We start from the raw sequence: 19,850 nt of genomic DNA on the forward strand, positions 1-19,850 counted from the left end.
ATGCATATATCAAAATCATTTATACCCATATTAAAAAACAACCCTTCTGAAGCTAAAATAAAATCACACCAATTGATGTTAAGAGTCGGTATGATAAAACAATCCTCGGCGGGTATTTACTCTTGGTTACCTTTAGGATTTAAGGTGATGAAAAAAATTGAACAAATTGTAAGAGAAGAGCAAAACAAAATTGGTGCTCAAGAAATTTTGATGCCTACTATTCAATCTAGTGAAATTTGGAAAGAAAGTGGACGCTATGACGATTATGGAGAAGAAATGTTAAGGATAAATGATCGCCAAAATAGAGAAATGTTATATGGTCCAACAAATGAGGAGTTAGTCACTGATATATTCAGATCTAGTATTAAATCATATAAATCATTGCCACAATTATTATATCATATTCAATGGAAATTTAGAGACGAAGTAAGACCAAGATTTGGAATAATGAGGTGTAGAGAATTCTATATGAAAGATGCTTACTCATTTGATGTGAGTGATGAAGAGGCTGTATTTTCTTACAATAAATTCTTCTTATCGTATTTAAAAACTTTTAAAAGACTTGAGTTGACTGCAATTCCTATGGCTGCCGATACAGGTCCTATTGGAGGAAATCTTTCACATGAATTTATTATTCTTGCTGACACAGGTGAAAGTAAAATTTTTACAGACAAAAGAATTTTTGACTTGAATAGTGATGGTTCAATAATAGAAAAAAATTCTTTAGAAAATTTAAGAAAAAAATTTGAACAATATTATTCTGTTACAGATGAAAAATTCAAAAAAGAAGAATTTGAAAAAGAAGTTTCGGTTGAAAATAGATTGATAACAAAAGGAATTGAAGTTGGACATATATTTTATTTTGGAGATAAGTACTCTAAACCATTAAATGCATCAGTAGATTTGCCTGAGGGTAAGAAGGATTTTGTTAAAATGGGATCTTATGGAATCGGTGTGTCTAGATTAGTTGGTGCAATTATTGAGGCTAAATATGATGATAAAAAAGAAATCATGAAATGGCCATTTGCTATTGCTCCATTTGAACTTGCAATATTACCAATGATTAACAAAAATGATAATTCAACTTTAGAAAAAGCAAATAAAATTTTTGAATTTTTTAATATCAATGGTATTGATGCAATAATTGATGATATGGATGAAAACCTATCATCTAAAATTAAAAAATTTAATTTAATTGGCGTTCCTTATCAAATTATTATTGGAAAAAAGTCAGATGGTGATTTACTAGAATTTAAAGAAATTGGCAAAGATCCTCAAAATTTAACTTTAGATCAAATATTAAAAATTTTAATTAAACAAAAAGAAAAAAATTGATTTCTACTTTAGAAAAAGAGATTACATTTAGATATCTAAAAACTAGAAAAAAAGATGGTTTTTTAAATATAATTTCAATATTTTCTTTTATTGGAATAAGTCTAGGTGTTGCTGTTTTAATTATCGTTATGTCGGTAATGAATGGTTTTAGAACAGAACTTATAAACAAAATTGTTGGTTTTAATCCTCATATAACTATTAAGCCTTATGAAAATTCTATCTCTGTAGATAAACTTAATAATAAAGAGTTAAAAAAGATTTCTGAAGAATTGCTATTTAGTAATTCAGGTGAAGCAATTATTATTAGTCAAGATTTTACCAAAGGTATTGTTTTAAGAGGGTACAGTCAAAAAGATTTCTCAAAGCTTAACGTGGTAAATAAAGGTCGATTTTCTGGCAATTCGAAGAAACTTTATAAAAATTATATTTCAATCGGTAAGGAATTAAGTTTTGATTTAGAACTTAAGATCGGAGATAAATTATCAATTATCTCTCCATCTGGGATAGAAACTATTATTGGTAATTTACCTAAACAAGAAGTTTTTACTGTTGGCTCAATCTTTGAAAGTGGATTGGCTGACTTTGATAGAAATATAGCTTTTATAAATATAGATACATTAGACAATTTTTTTGATTTTAATAAAGATAATAGAAATTTAGAAATTTATCTTAAAAATCCTTCAGACATAGTTATTGCAAAAAATAAAGTCAAAGAAGTATTTAAAGATGAATTTATTTATACATGGGCTGATATGAATAGCTCGTTATTTTCAGCATTAAAAGTTGAGAGAAATGTAATGTTTATAATTTTATCTTTAATAATATTAGTAGCAGCATTTAATATAATTTCAGGTCTTACAATATTGGTGAAAAATAAAACTAGAGATATAGCAATTCTTAAATCAATAGGTGTTCTAAATAAATCAATTACTAAAATTTTTTTCTTAGTAGGAGTTACAATTGGGACGACAGCTACAATATTTGGTATTTTATTGGGTGTATTGTTTTCACTTTATATTGAAAATATTAGACAGTTTTTGAGTTATACTTTTAATATAAGTTTGTTTCCAGAAGAGATTTATTTTTTAAGTAAAATGCCCACAGAAATAAACCTTGTTTCTATATTAATAATCTCAGTTTGTTCGATTTTAATAACCATAATTGTTTCAATATATCCTGCTATAAAAGCCTCTAAGCTTGATCCAGTAAAAGGTTTGAAATATGAATAATCTTATAAATTTAAAGAATATCTCTAAATCATTTTATAATAATAAAAAAATTTCAGTATTAAAAAAAATAAATTATTCATTTACAAAAGGTAAGATTTACTCTTTAGTAGGACCATCTGGTTCTGGGAAGTCAACTTTGCTTAATATTTTATCAATGATTGATAGGCCGACTAGTGGAAGTTTATCTATAAGTAATAAAGTGGTGAATTTTTCAGAAACTTTAGACAATGATAAAATTAGATCAGAAAAAATTGGCATTATTTATCAACAAAATAATTTATTAACTGACTTTACGGCTTTAGAGAATGTTTACATGGCTCATTTATCTTTAACTAATAATAAAAAAGAGGCAAAACATAAGGCGAAAATAATTTTAAAAAAGATGGGTTTAAGATCAAGAGAAGATCATTATCCATCAGAATTATCTGGCGGTGAAATGCAGAGAATAGCAATTGCTAGAGCACTAATTAATGAACCTGATGTAATATTAGCAGACGAACCAACTGGAAGTTTAGATCAAAGTACGGCTAAAGAAATTTTTAATATTCTTTATAAATTAAAGGACAAGAATAGATTAATTATATATGCAACTCATAATAGATATTTTGCCAATATGGCAGATTGCAAATTAGAAATGATTGATGGTAATATAAAAACTATCAATGCAAAATTCAAACAATAAACATTTTACTCATCTCAAAGTTCATACTCAGTACTCCATTTGTGAAGGTGCTGTCAAAATTGAGAGTTTAAAAGATTTTTGTAAAGAAAATAAATTAGTTTCTGTTGGAATTTGTGACACTGAAAATTTATGTGGTGCATTAGAATTTTCTGAAAATATCTCTAAAGTAGGTACTCAACCTATTATTGGAACTCAAATTAATTTTAAATATGAAGACACAACAGGTTTACTCCCCTTAATCGCCCTCAATGAAAATGGTTACAAAAAAATTATTGAATTATCTTCAAAATCATATTTAGAAAATGACGTTTTATCAAAACCACATTTGGATATTAAAGAATTACTAGATAATATTAGTGATGTTATTCTTTTATCAGGAACCAATCACGGCTTATTTGGTAAGTTATTTGAAAAAGGAAGATTTGATGAAATACAAAAAATCTACAAAGATTTACTAAAAAATTTTAAAGATAATTTTTATTTAGAAATTCAAAGACATGGTGATCAAAATGAAATATCCTTTGAAAAGTTTAATTTAGAACAATCTTTTAGATTAAAAATTCCAATTATTGCATCAAATGAAGTTTATTATTTAACCAAAGACATGCATGAAGCCCATGATGCTCTTACTTGCATTGGTGAAAAAACATATCTTAATGATAAAAATAGAATTAAATATAGCGATCAACACTATTTTAAGTCTTCAGAAGAAATGTGTGCTCTATTTTCTGATTTACCCGAAGCTTTAGAAAATAATTTTAATTTACCATACAGGTGTAGTTTTAGACCTCAATTTTCTAAACCTGTTCTTCCTAATATAAGTACAGAAAAAGATGGTAGTGCCGATGAAATATTGAAAAAGGACTCATTAAATGGATTGAAAGAAAAATTTTTAAAAGTTTTTAAAATAGAAGAAAAAAACCTCATTAATGATGAAAAATTTTTATTTTATAAAGATCGTTTAGATCATGAACTAAGAATTATAATTGAAATGAAATACCCAAGTTATTTTTTAATAGTTTCTGATTATATTAAATGGGCTAAGAAAAATGATATTCCGGTAGGACCCGGTAGAGGCTCTGGTGCTGGCTCTTTAGTAGCTTGGTGTTTATCAATTACTGATGTTGACCCAATAAAGTTTAATCTAATTTTTGAAAGATTTTTAAATCCTGATAGAATATCTATGCCTGACTTTGATATAGATTTTTGTGAAGAAAAAAGAGATCTTGTATTTGAATATTTAAATACAAAATACAAAGATAGTGTTGCTCATATAATTACTTTTGGAAAATTAAAAGCAAGAATGGTTATAAGAGACGTTGGTAGAGTTTTAGGTTTACCATATGGTTTTGTAGATAGCATTTCTAAGATGATACCATTTGATCCTTCACGTCCACAAAGTTTAATTGAATGCATAAATAGTGAGCCAAGACTTCAAAAATTAATAAATGAAGATCCTCGAGTTAAAAAACTTACTGATTTATCACTAAAGTTAGAGGGACTAAATCGGAATGTTGCAACTCATGCTGCCGGTGTTGTTATAGCCGATAGAAAATTAACTGAAATAGTTCCTTTATATAAAGACGCCTCCGCAGATCTTTTATTACCATCAACTCAATTTGATATGTATTCTGCTGAAAATGCAGGTTTAATAAAATTTGATTTTTTAGGTCTAAAAACTTTAACAGTCATTAATAGAACTCAAAAACTAATTAAAAAGAAAGATAAAAATTTTAATATCGAAGACATAAATTTTGAGGATCAAAAAGTTTTTGAATTACTTTCTTCAGGTAATACAGTTGGTTTATTTCAGGTGGAGAGTGCCGGTATGCGTGAAGCTTTAATGCAAATGAAACCAAATCATATTGAAGACATTATTGCATTAGTTGCTTTATATAGACCAGGACCTATGAGCAATATTCCTGTATATAATGATTGTAAGCATGGAAGACAAACGCCTGATTATTTACACCCTCTTTTAGAAGACATTCTCAAACCAACATATGGTGTCATAATCTATCAAGAACAAGTAATGCAAATAGCTCAAAAATTATCAGGTTTTACTGCAGGTGAAGCTGATATTTTAAGAAGGGCAATGGGTAAAAAGAAAAGAGCTGAACTAGAAAAGCAAAAACAAGGATTTATTGCAGGTGCACTAAAAAATGGTATTAGCAAAGATGTTGCGGCAAGTATTTTTTTAAAAATCGAACCATTTGCTGAATATGGTTTTAACAAAAGTCATGCTGCAGCATATGCAATAATTTCTTATCAAACAGCATTTTTGAAAACTTATTATCCAAAAGAGTTTTTTGCAGCATCGATGACTATGGATATTTCAAATCAAAATAAATTAAGTGAATTTCATGAGGAACTTAAAAGAATAAATATTAATGTTATAAGACCAGATATTAATAAATGTTATGCTGATTTTAAATTTGATGAAGAAAATTTTTATTATGCCTTAGGTGGAATTAAAAGTGTTGGGTTTGATGCTATATCTAATGTAGTTAAAGAAAGACTAGCAAATGGAGAATTTAAATCCATTAATGATTTTTTAAATAGAGTAAATCCAAAGGATATTAATAAACTTCAATTAGAAGGGCTAGTTAAAGCAGGAGCCTTTGATAATATTGAAAAGAACAGACATGCTTTGTTTAATTCAATTCCAAATTTCATTCTTAAAACTAAAAACATTCATGAAAACAAAGCAGCTAATCAAATAGACTTATTTGGTGCTGATGAAGAGCAGGATAATGAAATTGTTCTTAATATAGAGGATTGGAAATTTGAGGATAGACTTTCAAGAGAATTTGAAGCTATTGGTTTTTTTATATCAGACCATCCTTTAAATCAGTTTAAAGAAATTTTTGATGATTATAAAATTGTTGATTATATAAAGTTTAATTCTGATGATAATATTAAAGATGCAAATATAGCAGCTACTTTATTAAAAATTTCTGAACGTAAAACAGCCAAAGGAAACTCTTATGCGGTTATTAAATTTACAGATTTAACTAGTGTATTTGAACTTTTTATTTTTTCAGATATTCTTGAGATTAATAGAGAAATTTTGATTGAGGGAAATTCACTAATTATTACTTTAATTAAAACAATTTCAAATGATGAAAACAGATTAAAGAGAACAAATGTTCAAAAAATCGCTTCTCTTAAAGACTTATTTAATAAACCAGTTAATGAAATTGCTTTTAATATTAAGACTGTTGATGATATTGAAAAAATATCCAAATTATTAAATGAAGAGGGGACTACAGAGGTAAAAATTAATTTAGAGACTAACGAGAACAATATTAGTTTTAAACTTAAGAACAGACGTTTGATTGATAGAAAAGCTATAAATTTACTAAGAAAAGACGATATATCAGTAACAATACAGTAAAAAAGACTTGTTTCTTTCATTAAATATTTGTAAATACCTGGTAAATTAAATTAACACGCACACAGTTTGTGGTTTTATACCTCCGGTCCTTAAATGGAAATTACTGTGGTGGCTTAACCGGGAATAAATATGAAAATACCAAGTTTAACTATCCAACAACTATTAGAAGCAGGCGTTCATTTAGGTCATAAGACTCTAAGATGGAACCCAAAAATGAAAAAGTACATTTTTGGAAAAAGAGACTCGATACACATTATTGATTTAACTCAAACACTAGAACTTACCAATGTAGCTTTAGAAAAAGTTTATAATACAATTGCTAATAACGGAAAAATACTTTTTGTATCAACAAAAAAGCAAGCATCAGAAGCTATAGCCGAAGTTGCTAAAGAAACTGGCCAATACTTTGTAAATTATAGATGGTTAGGTGGAATGCTAACTAATTGGGGAACTATCTCAGGTTCAATTAAGAAAATGAAAAAATATGAGGCAGATCTTGTTGCTGAAAATAGAGGTTTCACAAAAAAAGAATTATTAAAAATGAGTGTCAAAAAAGACAAATTGGAACGAGCTCTAGGAGGAATTGCTGAAATGAAAAAAGTTCCAGATTTAGTTTTTATAATTGATACTAACTATGAATCTTTAGCAATAGCTGAGGCATCTAAATTGGGCATTCCAATTTGTGCTATTTTGGATAGTAACTCAAACCCTGATGGAATAGATTTTCCAATACCAGGAAATGATGATGCTAGAAGAGCAATTGATCTTTATTGTAATTTAGTAAAAGAAACTATTGAAAATGCAAAAAAAGCTGCTCCAGCAAAAGTAGATGACAAACCAGAAGCAGATGAAGTCAATTCAAAAGAAGCATCTACTAAAACAGTTCAAGAAATTGATAGAGAAAAACTTGATGCCAAATTTGCTAAAAAGGATAAAAAAAAATTAAACTAATGAGTGATATTGAAAAAGTTAAACAATTACGTGAAGCAACTGGTGCTGGTTTTAAAGATTGTAATCTTGCAATTAAAGAGTCTGGTGGAGATTTAGATAAAGCTGTTGAGATTTTAAGAGTTAAAGGCATATCAAAAGCTTCTAAGAAAATGTCAAGAGATGCTAAAGAAGGTGTAATTGCAACTTCTGGTGATGAAAATAAAATTTCTATTATTGAAGTTAACTGTGAAACAGATTTTGTTGCCAAAAATGATGATTTTGTATTATTTGCTAAAGAATTGAGTGAACTTAATAATCAAGCAGAATCTAATATTGAAAAGCTAAGCGAAACTAAAATGTCAAATGGCGAAACGGTTAAAGATAGTTTAGTTGCACTTATAGCAAAAATGGGTGAAAAAATAACAATAGGTAGAGCAAAAACTTTTAATAACTCAGGTTCTAAAAATTTCAACTACCTACATACAGTTGTTAAAGATAATTTATCTAAACTTTCTGTTATTGTGTCGCTTGAAGTTAAAGATGTTTCAGACCAAGTCAAAACTTTTGGAAAACAATTGGCAATGCACATTGCAGCATCTAGTCCCTTGTCTTTAAATGCAGATTCAATTGATAATGATCTTATACAAAAGGAACTAGAATTAGTCACAGAAGAACTTAAAAGTTCAGGCAAACCAGATGAAATTGTTCAAAAAATTAGTTTAGGTAAAATGAATAAATTTAAAGAGGAAAATGCATTATTAACTCAAGCTTGGGTTATGGAGCCAAAAAAGAAAGTTCAAGATATTGTTAAAGAACTTAATATTTCTGGATTAAAGATTAATGATTTTTATAGATTAAAAATTGGTGAATAAATGTTTAACGACAAAACATATAATCAAAAAATGGATAAAACCATTGAGGTTTTTTCTAAAGAACTAACATCTTTAAGAACTGGTCGTGCAAATGCTGCAATGCTAGATCTTGTTAAAGTTGATGTGTACGGCCAAGCTATGCCAATAAATCAAGTTGCTAGTATTACAACACCTGAACCAAGAATGATAAATATTCAAGTTTGGGATGCCAACAATGTTTCATTAGTAGATTCAGCTATAAAAAAATCTGAATTGGGTTTAAATCCTCAGATAGATGGTCAATTAATCAGATTACCTGTTCCAGATTTAAGTGAAGAAAGAAGAGTGGAGATTAAAAAAGTTATTAAATCCATGGGTGAAAAGTGCAAAGTATCAATTCGAAATATTAGAAGAGAAGCTAATGATGAGTTAAAGAATTTACTTAAATCTAAAGAAATTAGTGAAGATGATGAAAAAAAATATGAAAAGATAGTTCAAACGTTTACTGACAATCATATTAAAACGATTGATCAAAAAGTTGAGATTAAAGAAAAAGAAATCATGACTATATGAACCCAATTAAACATGTTGCCATTATTATGGATGGAAATGGTAGATGGGGTATAAAGAATAAAGGTTCAAGAAATAAAGGCCATACAGAAGGTTTAAAGACTATAGAAAACATTATTACAGAGAGTTTAAAACAAGATATTAGATATCTAACACTCTACACATTTTCTACAGAAAATTGGAAAAGACCAAAGCAAGAAATCACGTTTTTATTCAAAATTTTTGAAAATTTTCTTTTAAAGAAAACAATTAATTTAGTTCAAAATGGTATTAAATTTAATGTAATTGGAAATAAAAAAAAAATTTCAAAAAAACTACAGAAAATAATAAACGATTCAGAAAAAAAAACAAAATTTAATAATAAACTTCAAATAAATGTTGCTCTTAATTATGGCTCTAAAGATGAAATAATTACTGCATGTAAAACATTAATTAAAAAAAATAAAGTTATTACCGAGAAAAATATAAATGATAATTTATATACAAAAAAAATACCAAATCCAGATATTCTAATCAGAACAGGCAATACTAATAGATTAAGTAATTTCTTGTTATGGCAGATTGCCTACACAGAAATTTTTTTTATAAAAAAGTTTTGGCCTGAATTTAGTAAGGATGATTATAAAAGAATTCTGAAAAAGTTTAGATTATTAAAAAGGAATTTTGGCTCAATATAAAATGAAAGAATTAAAAAAAAGAATAGTAACATCTATATTTTTAGTTGCTCTTCTACTATTAATGTATCTCTATAGTTATATTTTGATTATTTCTCTCTTTATTATTTCAATAATTGTATGGATTGAGTTTTTAGGGCTAATTTCAAAAATTTTTAAAAAAAAAGATTTTAAAAATAGAATTTTAAAATTTTTTTTTAAAAGTTTATCTCTGATTTATCTTTTTTTTCTGTCAAGTTTAATCGTTTATGTTTTTCTAACAGATAATCAGTATAGAACTTTTATAATCCTTTCTTTCTTTGTAGCAATAGCCTCAGATATTGGTGGAATGTTATTTGGTAAATTTTTTAAGGGGAAAAAGCTTACAAAGATTAGCCCAAAAAAAACAGTTTCTGGCTGCATAGGATCATTTATTTTTTCCATGTTATTAATAATTCCTTTTTATCAAAATTTTGAAAATTATCATTTTATTGGAATTTCTTTTTTTATCATTTTTATCTCTCTCATTTCTCAAATTGGCGATTTGTCTATTTCATTTTTAAAAAGAAAAGCTAATGTAAAAGATACTAGTGATATTCTACCAGGTCATGGAGGCTTTTTAGATAGAATTGATGGTATTATTTTTGCTGTGCCTGTTGGTTTTTTATTAAGTAAACTAATGTTTTGATCATGAAAAAAAAAATTATAATTCTAGGAGCTACAGGCTCAATTGGAACTATTACAACTAATATAATTTTTAAAAATAAAAAAAATTTTAAAGTTGTTTTACTTACTGCTTATAAAAATTATAAGAAACTACTTTCTCAAGCTAAAAAAATTGATTGTAATAATGTTGTAATTTTCGATAAAGAAAATTTCAAAAAAGCAAAAAAATTTAATATAAATAGAAATATTAAAATTTTCAATTCAATCAAAGATTTTTTAAAAATTAATAAATATAAGGTTGACTACTCGATGTGTGCTATTTCTGGGTTGTCCGGTTTAGAATCAATTATCGAAATTATTAAAGTTACAAAGAATATTGCAATTGCTAATAAAGAGTCAATTATATGTGGATGGAACTTAATTCAAAAAGAAATCTTAAAATATAAAGTGAGATTTATTCCTGTAGACTCAGAACATTTTTCTATTCAATCACTAATTAATGATAAAAAAAAAAATGAACTCGATATCATTTATATTACAGCTTCTGGAGGTCCATTCTTAAAATTACAGAATTCTCAACTAAAAAATGTTTCTGTTGAAAAAGCAATTAAACACCCTAACTGGAGCATGGGTAAAAAGATATCAATTGATTCTGCTACTTTAATGAATAAAGTTTTTGAAATAATTGAAGCTCAAAGAATTTTTCAATTGCCATTGTCTAAATTTAAAATTTTGATTCATCCAAAATCTTACTTACATTCAATTGTAAAATTTCATGATGGTACTTCAAAATTATTAATACATGATACAAATATGAAGATACCAATTTTTAATTCTTTATTTATTGATAATTTAAATAGAAAAATAAAGACAAATAAAATTGATTTTAAAACTATTAATAATCTAGATTTATCAAATGTTGATTTATTAAAATTTCCAACGGTAAAGTTTATTAAAATGATCCCAGACAATATCAGTTTATTTGAAACTGTTCTTGTTACAGCCAATGATACTCTTGTTGACCTTTATATAAAAAAAAAAATTGCCTATCAGGATATCTATAAAAATTTATATAGAATTTTGAAATTAAAAGAATTTACCAAACTTAAGTCTTCTAAGCCAAGAAATGTCATACAAATAATTAAACTAAGCAAATATGTTGCTTTAAAAACTAAATCATTATGTGTATAAAGTTGAGCATGAAAATTATTATTTTTATATCTGTATTAGTTTTTTTTAACTTTTTTAATCAATTAAAAGCAGACATTATAAACAATATAATTGTAAATAATAATGAAAGGATTTCTTTAGGTACTATTAAGACTTATGGAAAAATTGAGATAGGCAAAGATTATTCTGAAGATGATTTAAATCAAGTTTTAAAAAATCTCTACGAAACTAAATTTTTTAAAAACATTTCATTAAAAATTGATAATCAGGTTTTAATAATTGATTTGATTGAAAATAAACTTGTTCAAACTATTATAATTGAAGGAATTAAGTCAACAACAATAAAAAATACGATACTAGAAAGTTTAATTATCAAAGAGAAAGCCCCGTTTAATGAATCTGATATTTCAAAAGATTTAAGTAACATAAAAAGATCATTAACATCAGAGGGATACTATTTATCAAATATTGATAGCAATATAATAGAAAACAATAATAATACTGTAAATATTGTTTTTAATATTGATATAGGAGACAAGTCAAAAATCTCAATTATTGAATTTACTGGTGATAAAATTTTTAAAACTAAAACTTTAAAAAATATAATTACAAGTGAAGAAAATAAATTTTGGAAATTTGTTTCAAGAAATAAATATTTAAATGAACAAAAATTATTATTAGATGAGAGATTATTAAAAAAGTTTTATTTAGATAATGGTTATTATGATGTGAAAGTTAATACTTCTACAGCAACAATTTTAGATGATAATAGTTTTAAATTAGTTTTTAATATAAACGCTGGAAATTTATATACCGTTAATAAGACTAAACTAGAAATACCTATCGATTATAATTTATCAAATTTCAATGAAGTTCAGAAATTACTTAATGAACTTGAGGGAACTCTATATTCTTTTAGTAAAATCTCTAAAATTGTTAAAGAAATAGATAAAATTTCTCTTTCTAGAGAATATGATTTTATTAATGCAACTATCTTAGAGGATAAATTGGATAATAACAAAATAAACATAAATTTTAATGTAACTGAATCTGAAAAACTCTATGTAGAACGTGTTAACATTTTTGGAAATAATATTACAGAAGAGAGTGTTATAAGATCCAATTTGGAAGTTGATGAAGGTGATCCTTTTAATGAGCTTCTGCATGCAAAAGGTTTAAATAATATAAAAGCTTTAAATATTTTTAAAACAGTTAATTCTGAAACTATTGAGGGATCGAGTCCATCCTCAAAGATTATTAACATAGAAGTAGTTGAAAAGCCTACTGGTGAAATTAGCTTAGGTGCAGGTGTTGGGTCAGATGGTGGAACTGTTGGTTTTTCAGTCTCAGAAAATAATTTTTTAGGAAAAGGTGTTAAATTATCAACTAGTTTAAGAGTAAGTGAAGATACGATCAGAGGTAATTTTTCTGTGAATAATCCCAATTTTAATTATAGCGGTAGGTCATTAATTACAAATATTGAGAGAGTTACTATAGATAAATTGAGTGATAGTGGTTATGAGAGCTCAAAAACTGGTTTTTCATTAGGCACAAGTTTTGAAAAAAATGAAAATCTTTTTTTTAGTCCTGGTGTTTCTACTTATTTTGAAAAAATAAGTACAAATTCATCTGCTAGTGCTTCTCTTAAGAAACAAGAGGGCTCTTATTTTGAAAATAAATTTTCATATACTTTAGATTACGATTTGCGTAATCAGAAATATAGAACTACTGATGGCATTAGAAGTATTTTTAATCAATCAGTGCCATTAATATCAGATGATTTTGCTCTAAGTAATAGTTACGAGTTTAAAAAATGGCATGAACTTGAAAACAGTATGGTTGTTGACATAAATTTTTATGGCAAAGCAATTAATTCTCTTACCGATGAAGACGTGAGAGTATCTAATAGACTAGGTTTGTCCAGTAGCAGAATGAGAGGTTTCGAAACTGGAAAAATTGGCCCTCGAGATGGTAACGATTATGTAGGTGGAAATTATGCAGCAGCTATTAATTTAAGTACTACATTACCAATGCTACTTGAAAGTTTTGAAAACATTGATATGAAATATTTTATAGACGCCGGCAATGTCTGGGGCGTAGATTATTCTGACACTGTAGATGAATCCAACAGTATAAGATCATCTACTGGTTTGACTGTAAACTGGTTTACACCTATTGGTCCTATGAATTTTGCATTCATCCAAAATATTTCAAAAGCAAATACTGATAAAACTGAGTCATTTCAATTTAATATAGGAACATCATTTTGATTATGAAATTTTTTATTTCATTATCATTCTTGTTGTTATTTGCATTTAATCCAATTAATTCAAATGAAATAAAAATTGTTTATGTTGATACTGATAAAATCTTAAATGAGTCTAATGTTGGTAAAAATATTAAGAAACAAGTAGATGTAATTAATGACAAGAATATTTCTAAATTTAAAAAAATTGAAGAAAAATTAAAGACTGAAGAAAAAAAGATATCTCAACAAAAAAATATTATTTCCAAGGAAGAATTTGAAAAAAAAGTTAACGCGTTAAGAATAAATGCAAATAAATTCAATAAAGATGTAAATGATAGCAAAAATGACTTAATGCTTAAAAAAAATATAGCAATAAAAAAGTTATTAGAGAACTTAACTCCTATTTTTTCTGAATATGCTTCAAAAAATTCTATACATATAATTTTACAGAAAAGTCATATAATAATTGGTAGAGAAGATTTAGATATTACAGATTCAATTTTAACTATAGTTAATAAAAGAGTTAAAAATATTAAATTAAACTAATGACTGAATTTAATCTTTCAAAAAAAGAAATCATTGATTTACTACCTCATAGAGAACCAATGCTTTTAATTGATGAGTTAACTAATATCAAAAAATTGTTTTCAGCTACTGCAATCGTAAATGTTAGAAAAGATAGTTTTTTTGTCCAAGGACACTTTCCTGGAAATCCAGTTATGCCTGGTGTTTTGATTGTCGAAGCTTTTGGTCAGGCTGCAGCAGCTCTAACTGCTCATGGCATAGACAAAGAGACTTACGAAAATAAGCTTGTTTTTCTTATGGGTATTGAAAAAGCAAGATTTAGAAACCCAGTTATACCTGATTGCAAACTAGAACTGAATATTGAAGCAATAAGATCGCATGGTAGAGTTTGGAAATATAAAGGCGAAGCTTTTGTAGAAGGAAAAAAAATGGCTGATGCTTTATGGTCAGCAACAATTGTAGATAGAAAATAATCAGTAATAATTCTTGATAAGTAAATTTCAATAATTTTGTTAAAAACTTTTTACAATGATTAATCCTTTTTTTAAAAACCAAGGTCCATTTAAAATTGAAGATATATTATACTCTTCTAATACAGATAATAAGAATAATTATACAGGATCTAAAATTATTGATATTAAAGATCTTGTTACAGCAACAAATAATGATATTACTTTTTTTCATTCCAAAAAATATGAAAGTACAGCTTCTATTACTAAAGCAGCTTATTGTGTAACTACTAAACAATTAACAAATATCTTACCAAATAATTGTAAACCTATTGTTGTTGAAAATGTTTTGATTTCTACGGCAATGATTACTAAACTTTTCTATCCAGATGCCATTACAGATGACTTTGATCCATTAACATCGAATATTGAAAAGACATCTTTTTATAAAAAATTTAGACATGGCACCAATATATTGATAGGTAAAAATGTAAAAATTGGAAAAAATTTTTCAATAGGACACAATTCAATAATTGAAAGTAATGTTGTAATTGGAGATAATTGCTCAATAGGATCTAATGTAATAATTAGAAATACTCTAATAAAAAATAATGTTTCAATTTTAGATGGTTGCGTAATAGGAAAGAAAGGTTTTGGATTTTTTCCTAACAATGATGGAAATATCCGTTATCCCCATATTGGTATCGTTATAATTGAAGATAATTGTGAAATTGGTTGTGGCTCAACAATTGATAGGGGCTCTTTATCAAATACAGTAATTGGAAAAAATACTTTTATAGATAACCAAGTTCATATAGCTCACAATAATAAAATTGGAGAAAATTGTATTATTGCAGGACAGGTTGGTTTTGCTGGTAGTTCTATAATTGGAAATAATGTGATGATTGGTGGACAAGCAGGAATATCTGGACATCTTAAAGTTGGAAACAATGTTCAAATAGGTGGCGGCTCAGGAGTTATTAAAAATATTGCTGATAATACTAAAGTGATGGGCTATCCAGCTAAAGATTTAAAAAAATTTATTAAGGAAAATAAATGATAGATAAAACTGCAATCGTAGACTCAAAAGCAAAATTAGATAAAAACGTTCGAGTGGGTCCTTATTGTGTAATTGGCCCTAATGTTGAGATTGGTGAAAGCACTGTTATTCAATCACATGTAAATATTTCTGGAAATGTAAAAATTGGTAAAGGAAATAAAATATACCCTTTTGTTTCAATTAATGATCCACAGGACTTGAAATACAATGGTGAACCTACCAATTTAATAATTGGTGACAATAACAAAATTAGAGAGTATGTAACGATAAATCCAGGAACAGTAGGTGGTGGTGGAAAAACTATAATTGGAAATAATTGTCTATTTATGGTTTCATCTCATGTTGCTCACGATTGTTACTTAGGTAACAATATAATTATAGCTAATAATGTTGCTATTGCAGGGCATGCAATCATTGATGATCATGTAATTATTGGTGGAAATTCTGCTGTTCAACAATTTACAAGAATAGGTAAAATGGCAATGATAGGTGGAATGACTGGTGTATTAAATGATGTTATCCCTTATGGGTTATCAACAGGTAATAGAAATTCATTACAAGGATTAAATTTAATAGGATTAAGACGATCCAACTTTGAAAATAAAGATATTTTAGGATTAAGTGATGCTTATAAAGAAATCTTTGCAACAAAAAATCTTACTGAAAACTTGAGTAAATTAAATGGTTCTTTTAAAGATAATCCCTTGGTTAAAGATGTAATAGAATTTATTACAAAGGATAAAAAAAGGTCAATTTGTACACCATTTTCATAAGATGATAGGTTTGTTTTTTGGTGATACTGATTTTCCAAATATAATTCTTAATACTATAAAGAAACAAAAAATTAAATATTTGATAATAGATTTATCAAAATTAAGAAAATTTAAAAAAGACAAAAATTCTTTCTCTGTATCCATAGGTCAATTCGGTAAAATTATTAATATTCTTCGGGAAAAAAACTGTAAAAAAGTCTTATTTGCTGGAAAAGTAAATAAACCAAACTTTTCTAAATTGAAATTAGATTTAAAAGGAATTTATTATATCCCTAGAATAATCAAAGCTGCAAAGCTTGGAGATGCAGCGATACTTAAAGAAATTATTAAGATATTGGCTCAAAACAAGATAAAAACTGAAAATTCACTTAAATTTAATCCCGAACTATCCTTAACGAAAGGTAATTATTCAAAGATAAAACCAAACAAACAAGATAAATTAGATATTAAAAAAGCAATTCAAACATTAAATAATTTAAGACAATATAATTTTAGTCAAGCTGTTGTAGTTAGAAACAAAAAAGTAATTTCTATAGAAGGAAAAGGTGGGACTAAAAAAATGCTTGAAAAAAGCAAAAGCAAAAAATTTAAAAATCACGGAGTTTTAGTTAAGTTTCCCAAAAAAAAACAAGACTTGAGAGTAGATCTACCAACGATTGGATTAAAAACTATCAAACAAAGTAAGACTGCTGGATTAAGGGGTATTGTTATAAAAAGCAAACAACATGTTTTTTTAGATAAAATCAAATGCATAAAATTTGCAAATAAAAATAAGATGTTTATCTCGGTAGAATGAAAAAAATCTTTATATTAACTGGTGAACCTTCTGGAGATAAACTCGCTTCTAAAGTTATATCTAAACTCCAAAAAAATAATCCTAATATTGAATATGCTTGTGTTGGTGGAACACATTTAAATTCCTTAGGAATAAAATCTATTTTTAACCTTAAAGAAATTACCCATATCGGTTTTACAAGTGTTTTATTAAATATTTTTAAAATAAAGAATAAAATAAATAAAACTGTAGAAGAAATAATAAAATTTAAGCCAGATATTTTATTTAGTGTGGATAGTCCTGATTTTACCTTAAGAGTTGCAGAAAAAGTTAAAAAATTAAATAATGAGATAAAAACTATTCATTATGTAGCACCACAAGTATGGGTATGGCGAGAGGGCAGAGTAAAAAAATTTAAAAAGTTTTTAGATCATATTTTATTATTATTTGATTTTGAAAAAAAATATTTTGATAAAGAAAATATCCCAAATACTTTTGTTGGTCATCCGCTATTAGAACATGAGTCAAATAACAAAATAGATCTATCTAGCATTATATCCAATGATAAAAAGATTATTTCTCTTTTTTCTGGAAGTAGATCGGCTGAAGTGAATTTACTTTTACCTATTTTGATAGATTTTATTAATATGATGAATAAAAAATTTAATAATTTTACTTTTATTTTTCATACTACTGAAGATAATAAAAATTTAATTAGTAAAAAAATTCATAATATAAATTTAAAAAATGTTGAAGTTATTTCTGATGAAAATATCAAAAAACAAATTCTAAATAAATCTATTTTTGCAGTTTCTAAATCTGGAACTGTTTCTCTTGAAATTTGCAATGCAAGAGTTCCTTCTATAATTATTTATAAAATGAATTTTTTGAATTTTTTAATTGTTAAAATGTTGGTGAAAACAAAATTTGCTAATATCATCAATATTATTAACAACAAAGAGATAATTCCTGAATTAATACAAAAAGAATGTAATGCTAAAGAGATTTACAATTCTGTTGTTTATTTTTTAAAAAATCCAGAATTAATGAAAAAACAAATCAATGAGTGTGATGAAACTTTAATTAAAATTAGATCAAAAACCTCATCTTCTGATGAAGCTTCTTCCGTGTTAACTAAGTTTCTTATTAGTTAATCTTTTTATAACTTCCTCTTTTCCAAGTGAAATAATTATATCATATATGCCAGGTCCAAATTTTGAACCTGTTAAAGCTATTCTTAAAGGCTGACCAACTCCTTTAAAATTTGTATTATTTGATTTAATTAGTTCATTTACTATTGGCTCTAACGTTTCTTTGCTAAGCTTATCAATGGTAGCAAATTGAGTGCTAAAAGCAGAAATGATTTTTTTTGCTTTATTATCAATGATTTTAATATCATCCTGATTAAAATTTACTTCATCTACAATAATATATTGACCATTATTAAATATATCTTCTAATGTTTTTGCTTTATTTTTTAAGAAAGTTAGAGATTTTTTGATTTTATCTTTTTTATCTGACTTAATTTCACCCTTATATAATTTGCAGTATTCTGTGAGTTGATTAAATAAATCATTTTCATCAATATTTTTAATATAATGCTCGTTCATTGATAAAATTCTACTCATATCTAGTTTAGAGGGTGATTTTCCTATACCTTCTAAGTTAAAGTGCTTAATACTTTCATCCAGAGTAAATATTTCTTTATCCTCAAAAGACCAACCCAATCTCAGTAAATAATTCCTTAATGCATCGGGCATTATTCCTATTTTTGAATAGTCATCTAAAGTTGATGCATTATCTCTTTTTGATAATTTTTTACCTTCTATTGTATGAATAAGAGGTATATGTGCAAACTCAGGAACTTCCCATTTCATTGCTAAGTAAATTTGCATTTGTTTGAATGTATTAATCTTATGATCATCCCCTCTAATGATATGGGTCATATTCATTTGATGATCATCAACTGTTGCAGATAAATTATATGTTGGTGTTCCATCATTCCTTAAAATTATAAAATCTTCAATTGTATTATTGTCAATTTCTACATCACCTTGTACTAAATCTTTTAGTATAGTAGATCCTTCAATTTTACTTTTAAATCTAATTACAGGTTTAATATCTTTAGGAGAGTCTGTTTCTGGTAGATCTCTACATTTTCTATTATAGATATAAGGAAGCTTTTTTTGTCTGGCTCTTTTTTTTTGTTCTTCAATCTCTTCACTTGAACAGTAGCATTTATATGCATTGCCACTTTTAAGCAGCTCATTAGCAACTTTTATATGATCATCAATTTTAGTTGATTGTATATATTCTTCACCATCATGCTCTATACCGATCCATTTTAAAGATTTGATAATTTGAACTTTATGTTCATCTTTAGATCTTTCTTTATCAGTATCTTCAATTCTAAGATGAAATTTTCCTTTTTGGTTTTTAGAAAATAACCAATTAAATAAAGCTGTTCTTACTCCACCAATATGAAGAGCTCCAGTAGGTGAGGGAGCAAATCTTGTTGCTACATTTGACATTAGGAA

General features: G+C 26.5%; 18 protein-coding genes. 17 read left to right on the plus strand and 1 reads right to left on the minus strand.

Annotated elements, in window-relative coordinates; translation table 11 throughout:
• The 17 genes from proS to lpxB all read left to right on the plus strand — a co-directional run bounded on the left by proS (nucleotide 1) and on the right by lpxB (nucleotide 18,467).
• Entirely contained in the window at nucleotides 1-1,335 is a 1,335-nt protein-coding gene (gene proS / locus AC5SL1_RS02420; RefSeq protein ID WP_494600151.1) for a proline--tRNA ligase, read from the plus strand.
• Complete coding sequence (locus AC5SL1_RS02425) at nucleotides 1,332-2,564, plus strand: FtsX-like permease family protein (protein ID WP_494600152.1); 1,233 nt, start codon at nucleotides 1,332-1,334, stop codon at nucleotides 2,562-2,564. The genes proS and AC5SL1_RS02425 overlap by 4 nt, the downstream gene beginning before the upstream one ends.
• On the plus strand, nucleotides 2,557-3,246 hold the full coding sequence (locus AC5SL1_RS02430) for an ABC transporter ATP-binding protein (RefSeq protein ID WP_494600153.1): 690 nt from the start codon (nucleotides 2,557-2,559) through the stop codon (nucleotides 3,244-3,246). Before AC5SL1_RS02425 ends, AC5SL1_RS02430 begins: the two co-directional genes overlap by 8 nt.
• Nucleotides 3,227-6,643 carry a DNA polymerase III subunit alpha gene (gene dnaE, locus AC5SL1_RS02435; RefSeq protein ID WP_494600154.1) on the plus strand — a complete coding sequence of 1,139 codons (3,417 nt, stop codon included), beginning with the start codon at nucleotides 3,227-3,229 and terminating at the stop codon, nucleotides 6,641-6,643. The genes AC5SL1_RS02430 and dnaE overlap by 20 nt, the downstream gene beginning before the upstream one ends.
• Before the next feature lie 129 nt (nucleotides 6,644-6,772).
• Entirely contained in the window at nucleotides 6,773-7,594 is an 822-nt protein-coding gene (gene rpsB, locus AC5SL1_RS02440; RefSeq protein ID WP_494600155.1) for a 30S ribosomal protein S2, read from the plus strand.
• Nucleotides 7,594-8,445 carry a translation elongation factor Ts gene (gene tsf, locus AC5SL1_RS02445; RefSeq protein WP_494600156.1) on the plus strand — a complete coding sequence of 284 codons (852 nt, stop codon included), beginning with the start codon at nucleotides 7,594-7,596 and terminating at the stop codon, nucleotides 8,443-8,445. Before rpsB ends, tsf begins: the two co-directional genes overlap by 1 nt.
• Nucleotides 8,446-8,997 carry a ribosome recycling factor gene (frr, locus tag AC5SL1_RS02450; protein WP_494572598.1) on the plus strand — a complete coding sequence of 184 codons (552 nt, stop codon included), beginning with the start codon at nucleotides 8,446-8,448 and terminating at the stop codon, nucleotides 8,995-8,997. It abuts the gene before it with no gap.
• Nucleotides 8,994-9,671 (plus strand): polyprenyl diphosphate synthase, encoded by a 678-nt coding sequence (uppS, locus tag AC5SL1_RS02455; protein WP_494600157.1) that lies wholly within the window; start codon nucleotides 8,994-8,996, stop codon nucleotides 9,669-9,671. The genes frr and uppS overlap by 4 nt, the downstream gene beginning before the upstream one ends.
• Nucleotide 9,672: 1 nt before the next feature.
• Nucleotides 9,673-10,335, plus strand: coding sequence for a phosphatidate cytidylyltransferase (locus tag AC5SL1_RS02460; RefSeq protein WP_494600158.1), 663 nt, complete (start codon nucleotides 9,673-9,675; stop codon nucleotides 10,333-10,335).
• A 2-nt stretch (nucleotides 10,336-10,337) separates the two neighbouring features.
• Nucleotides 10,338-11,504 carry a 1-deoxy-D-xylulose-5-phosphate reductoisomerase gene (locus tag AC5SL1_RS02465; RefSeq protein WP_494600159.1) on the plus strand — a complete coding sequence of 389 codons (1,167 nt, stop codon included), beginning with the start codon at nucleotides 10,338-10,340 and terminating at the stop codon, nucleotides 11,502-11,504.
• Between the two features lie 8 nt (nucleotides 11,505-11,512).
• Nucleotides 11,513-13,753: an outer membrane protein assembly factor BamA gene (gene bamA, locus AC5SL1_RS02470; protein ID WP_494600160.1), complete on the plus strand. Its 2,241-nt coding sequence runs from the start codon at nucleotides 11,513-11,515 to the stop codon at nucleotides 13,751-13,753.
• Nucleotides 13,754-13,755: 2 nt separating this feature from the next.
• Nucleotides 13,756-14,277, plus strand: coding sequence for an OmpH/Skp family outer membrane protein (locus AC5SL1_RS02475; RefSeq protein WP_494600161.1), 522 nt, complete (start codon nucleotides 13,756-13,758; stop codon nucleotides 14,275-14,277).
• Nucleotides 14,277-14,729 carry a 3-hydroxyacyl-ACP dehydratase FabZ gene (fabZ, locus tag AC5SL1_RS02480; protein WP_494580594.1) on the plus strand — a complete coding sequence of 151 codons (453 nt, stop codon included), beginning with the start codon at nucleotides 14,277-14,279 and terminating at the stop codon, nucleotides 14,727-14,729. Before AC5SL1_RS02475 ends, fabZ begins: the two co-directional genes overlap by 1 nt.
• A 55-nt stretch (nucleotides 14,730-14,784) precedes the next feature.
• Nucleotides 14,785-15,765, plus strand: a complete 981-nt coding sequence (lpxD, locus tag AC5SL1_RS02485) for a UDP-3-O-(3-hydroxymyristoyl)glucosamine N-acyltransferase (RefSeq protein WP_494600162.1) — start codon at nucleotides 14,785-14,787, stop codon at nucleotides 15,763-15,765.
• Nucleotides 15,762-16,538, plus strand: a complete 777-nt coding sequence (lpxA, locus tag AC5SL1_RS02490) for an acyl-ACP--UDP-N-acetylglucosamine O-acyltransferase (protein ID WP_494600163.1) — start codon at nucleotides 15,762-15,764, stop codon at nucleotides 16,536-16,538. Before lpxD ends, lpxA begins: the two co-directional genes overlap by 4 nt.
• Nucleotide 16,539: 1 nt before the next feature.
• A complete protein-coding gene (locus AC5SL1_RS02495; RefSeq protein ID WP_494600164.1) occupies nucleotides 16,540-17,334 on the plus strand; it encodes an LpxI family protein in 795 nt (264 codons plus the stop codon).
• Nucleotides 17,331-18,467, plus strand: coding sequence for a lipid-A-disaccharide synthase (gene lpxB, locus AC5SL1_RS02500; RefSeq protein ID WP_494600165.1), 1,137 nt, complete (start codon nucleotides 17,331-17,333; stop codon nucleotides 18,465-18,467). Before AC5SL1_RS02495 ends, lpxB begins: the two co-directional genes overlap by 4 nt.
• Here the strand turns inward: lpxB and gltX are convergent.
• Nucleotides 18,444-19,844 carry a glutamate--tRNA ligase gene (gene gltX / locus AC5SL1_RS02505; protein ID WP_494600166.1) on the minus strand — a complete coding sequence of 467 codons (1,401 nt, stop codon included), beginning with the start codon at nucleotides 19,842-19,844 and terminating at the stop codon, nucleotides 18,444-18,446. The two genes, lpxB and gltX, sit on opposite strands and share 24 nt — an antisense overlap.
• Nucleotides 19,845-19,850: the final 6 nt, after the last annotated feature.

The sequence above is a fragment of the Candidatus Pelagibacter sp. PS_10_02 genome, from assembly GCF_059418005.1.

What these genes read in the sequence shown, in the direction of transcription:
- proS (WP_494600151.1), top strand. Translation starts at nt 1, where the DNA reads ATGCATATATCAAAATCATTTATACCCATATTAAAAAACAACCCTTCT.
- AC5SL1_RS02430 (WP_494600153.1), top strand. Translation starts at nt 2,557, where the DNA reads ATGAATAATCTTATAAATTTAAAGAATATCTCTAAATCATTTTATAAT.
- dnaE (WP_494600154.1), top strand. Translation starts at nt 3,227, where the DNA reads ATGCAAAATTCAAACAATAAACATTTTACTCATCTCAAAGTTCATACT.
- rpsB (WP_494600155.1), top strand. Translation starts at nt 6,773, where the DNA reads ATGAAAATACCAAGTTTAACTATCCAACAACTATTAGAAGCAGGCGTT.
- tsf (WP_494600156.1), top strand. Translation starts at nt 7,594, where the DNA reads ATGAGTGATATTGAAAAAGTTAAACAATTACGTGAAGCAACTGGTGCT.
- frr (WP_494572598.1), top strand. Translation starts at nt 8,446, where the DNA reads ATGTTTAACGACAAAACATATAATCAAAAAATGGATAAAACCATTGAG.
- uppS (WP_494600157.1), top strand. Translation starts at nt 8,994, where the DNA reads ATGAACCCAATTAAACATGTTGCCATTATTATGGATGGAAATGGTAGA.
- AC5SL1_RS02460 (WP_494600158.1), top strand. Translation starts at nt 9,673, where the DNA reads ATGAAAGAATTAAAAAAAAGAATAGTAACATCTATATTTTTAGTTGCT.
- AC5SL1_RS02465 (WP_494600159.1), top strand. Translation starts at nt 10,338, where the DNA reads ATGAAAAAAAAAATTATAATTCTAGGAGCTACAGGCTCAATTGGAACT.
- bamA (WP_494600160.1), top strand. Translation starts at nt 11,513, where the DNA reads ATGAAAATTATTATTTTTATATCTGTATTAGTTTTTTTTAACTTTTTT.
- AC5SL1_RS02475 (WP_494600161.1), top strand. Translation starts at nt 13,756, where the DNA reads ATGAAATTTTTTATTTCATTATCATTCTTGTTGTTATTTGCATTTAAT.
- fabZ (WP_494580594.1), top strand. Translation starts at nt 14,277, where the DNA reads ATGACTGAATTTAATCTTTCAAAAAAAGAAATCATTGATTTACTACCT.
- lpxD (WP_494600162.1), top strand. Translation starts at nt 14,785, where the DNA reads ATGATTAATCCTTTTTTTAAAAACCAAGGTCCATTTAAAATTGAAGAT.
- lpxA (WP_494600163.1), top strand. Translation starts at nt 15,762, where the DNA reads ATGATAGATAAAACTGCAATCGTAGACTCAAAAGCAAAATTAGATAAA.
- AC5SL1_RS02495 (WP_494600164.1), top strand. Translation starts at nt 16,540, where the DNA reads ATGATAGGTTTGTTTTTTGGTGATACTGATTTTCCAAATATAATTCTT.
- lpxB (WP_494600165.1), top strand. Translation starts at nt 17,331, where the DNA reads ATGAAAAAAATCTTTATATTAACTGGTGAACCTTCTGGAGATAAACTC.
- gltX (WP_494600166.1), bottom strand. Translation starts at nt 19,844, where the DNA reads ATGTCAAATGTAGCAACAAGATTTGCTCCCTCACCTACTGGAGCTCTT.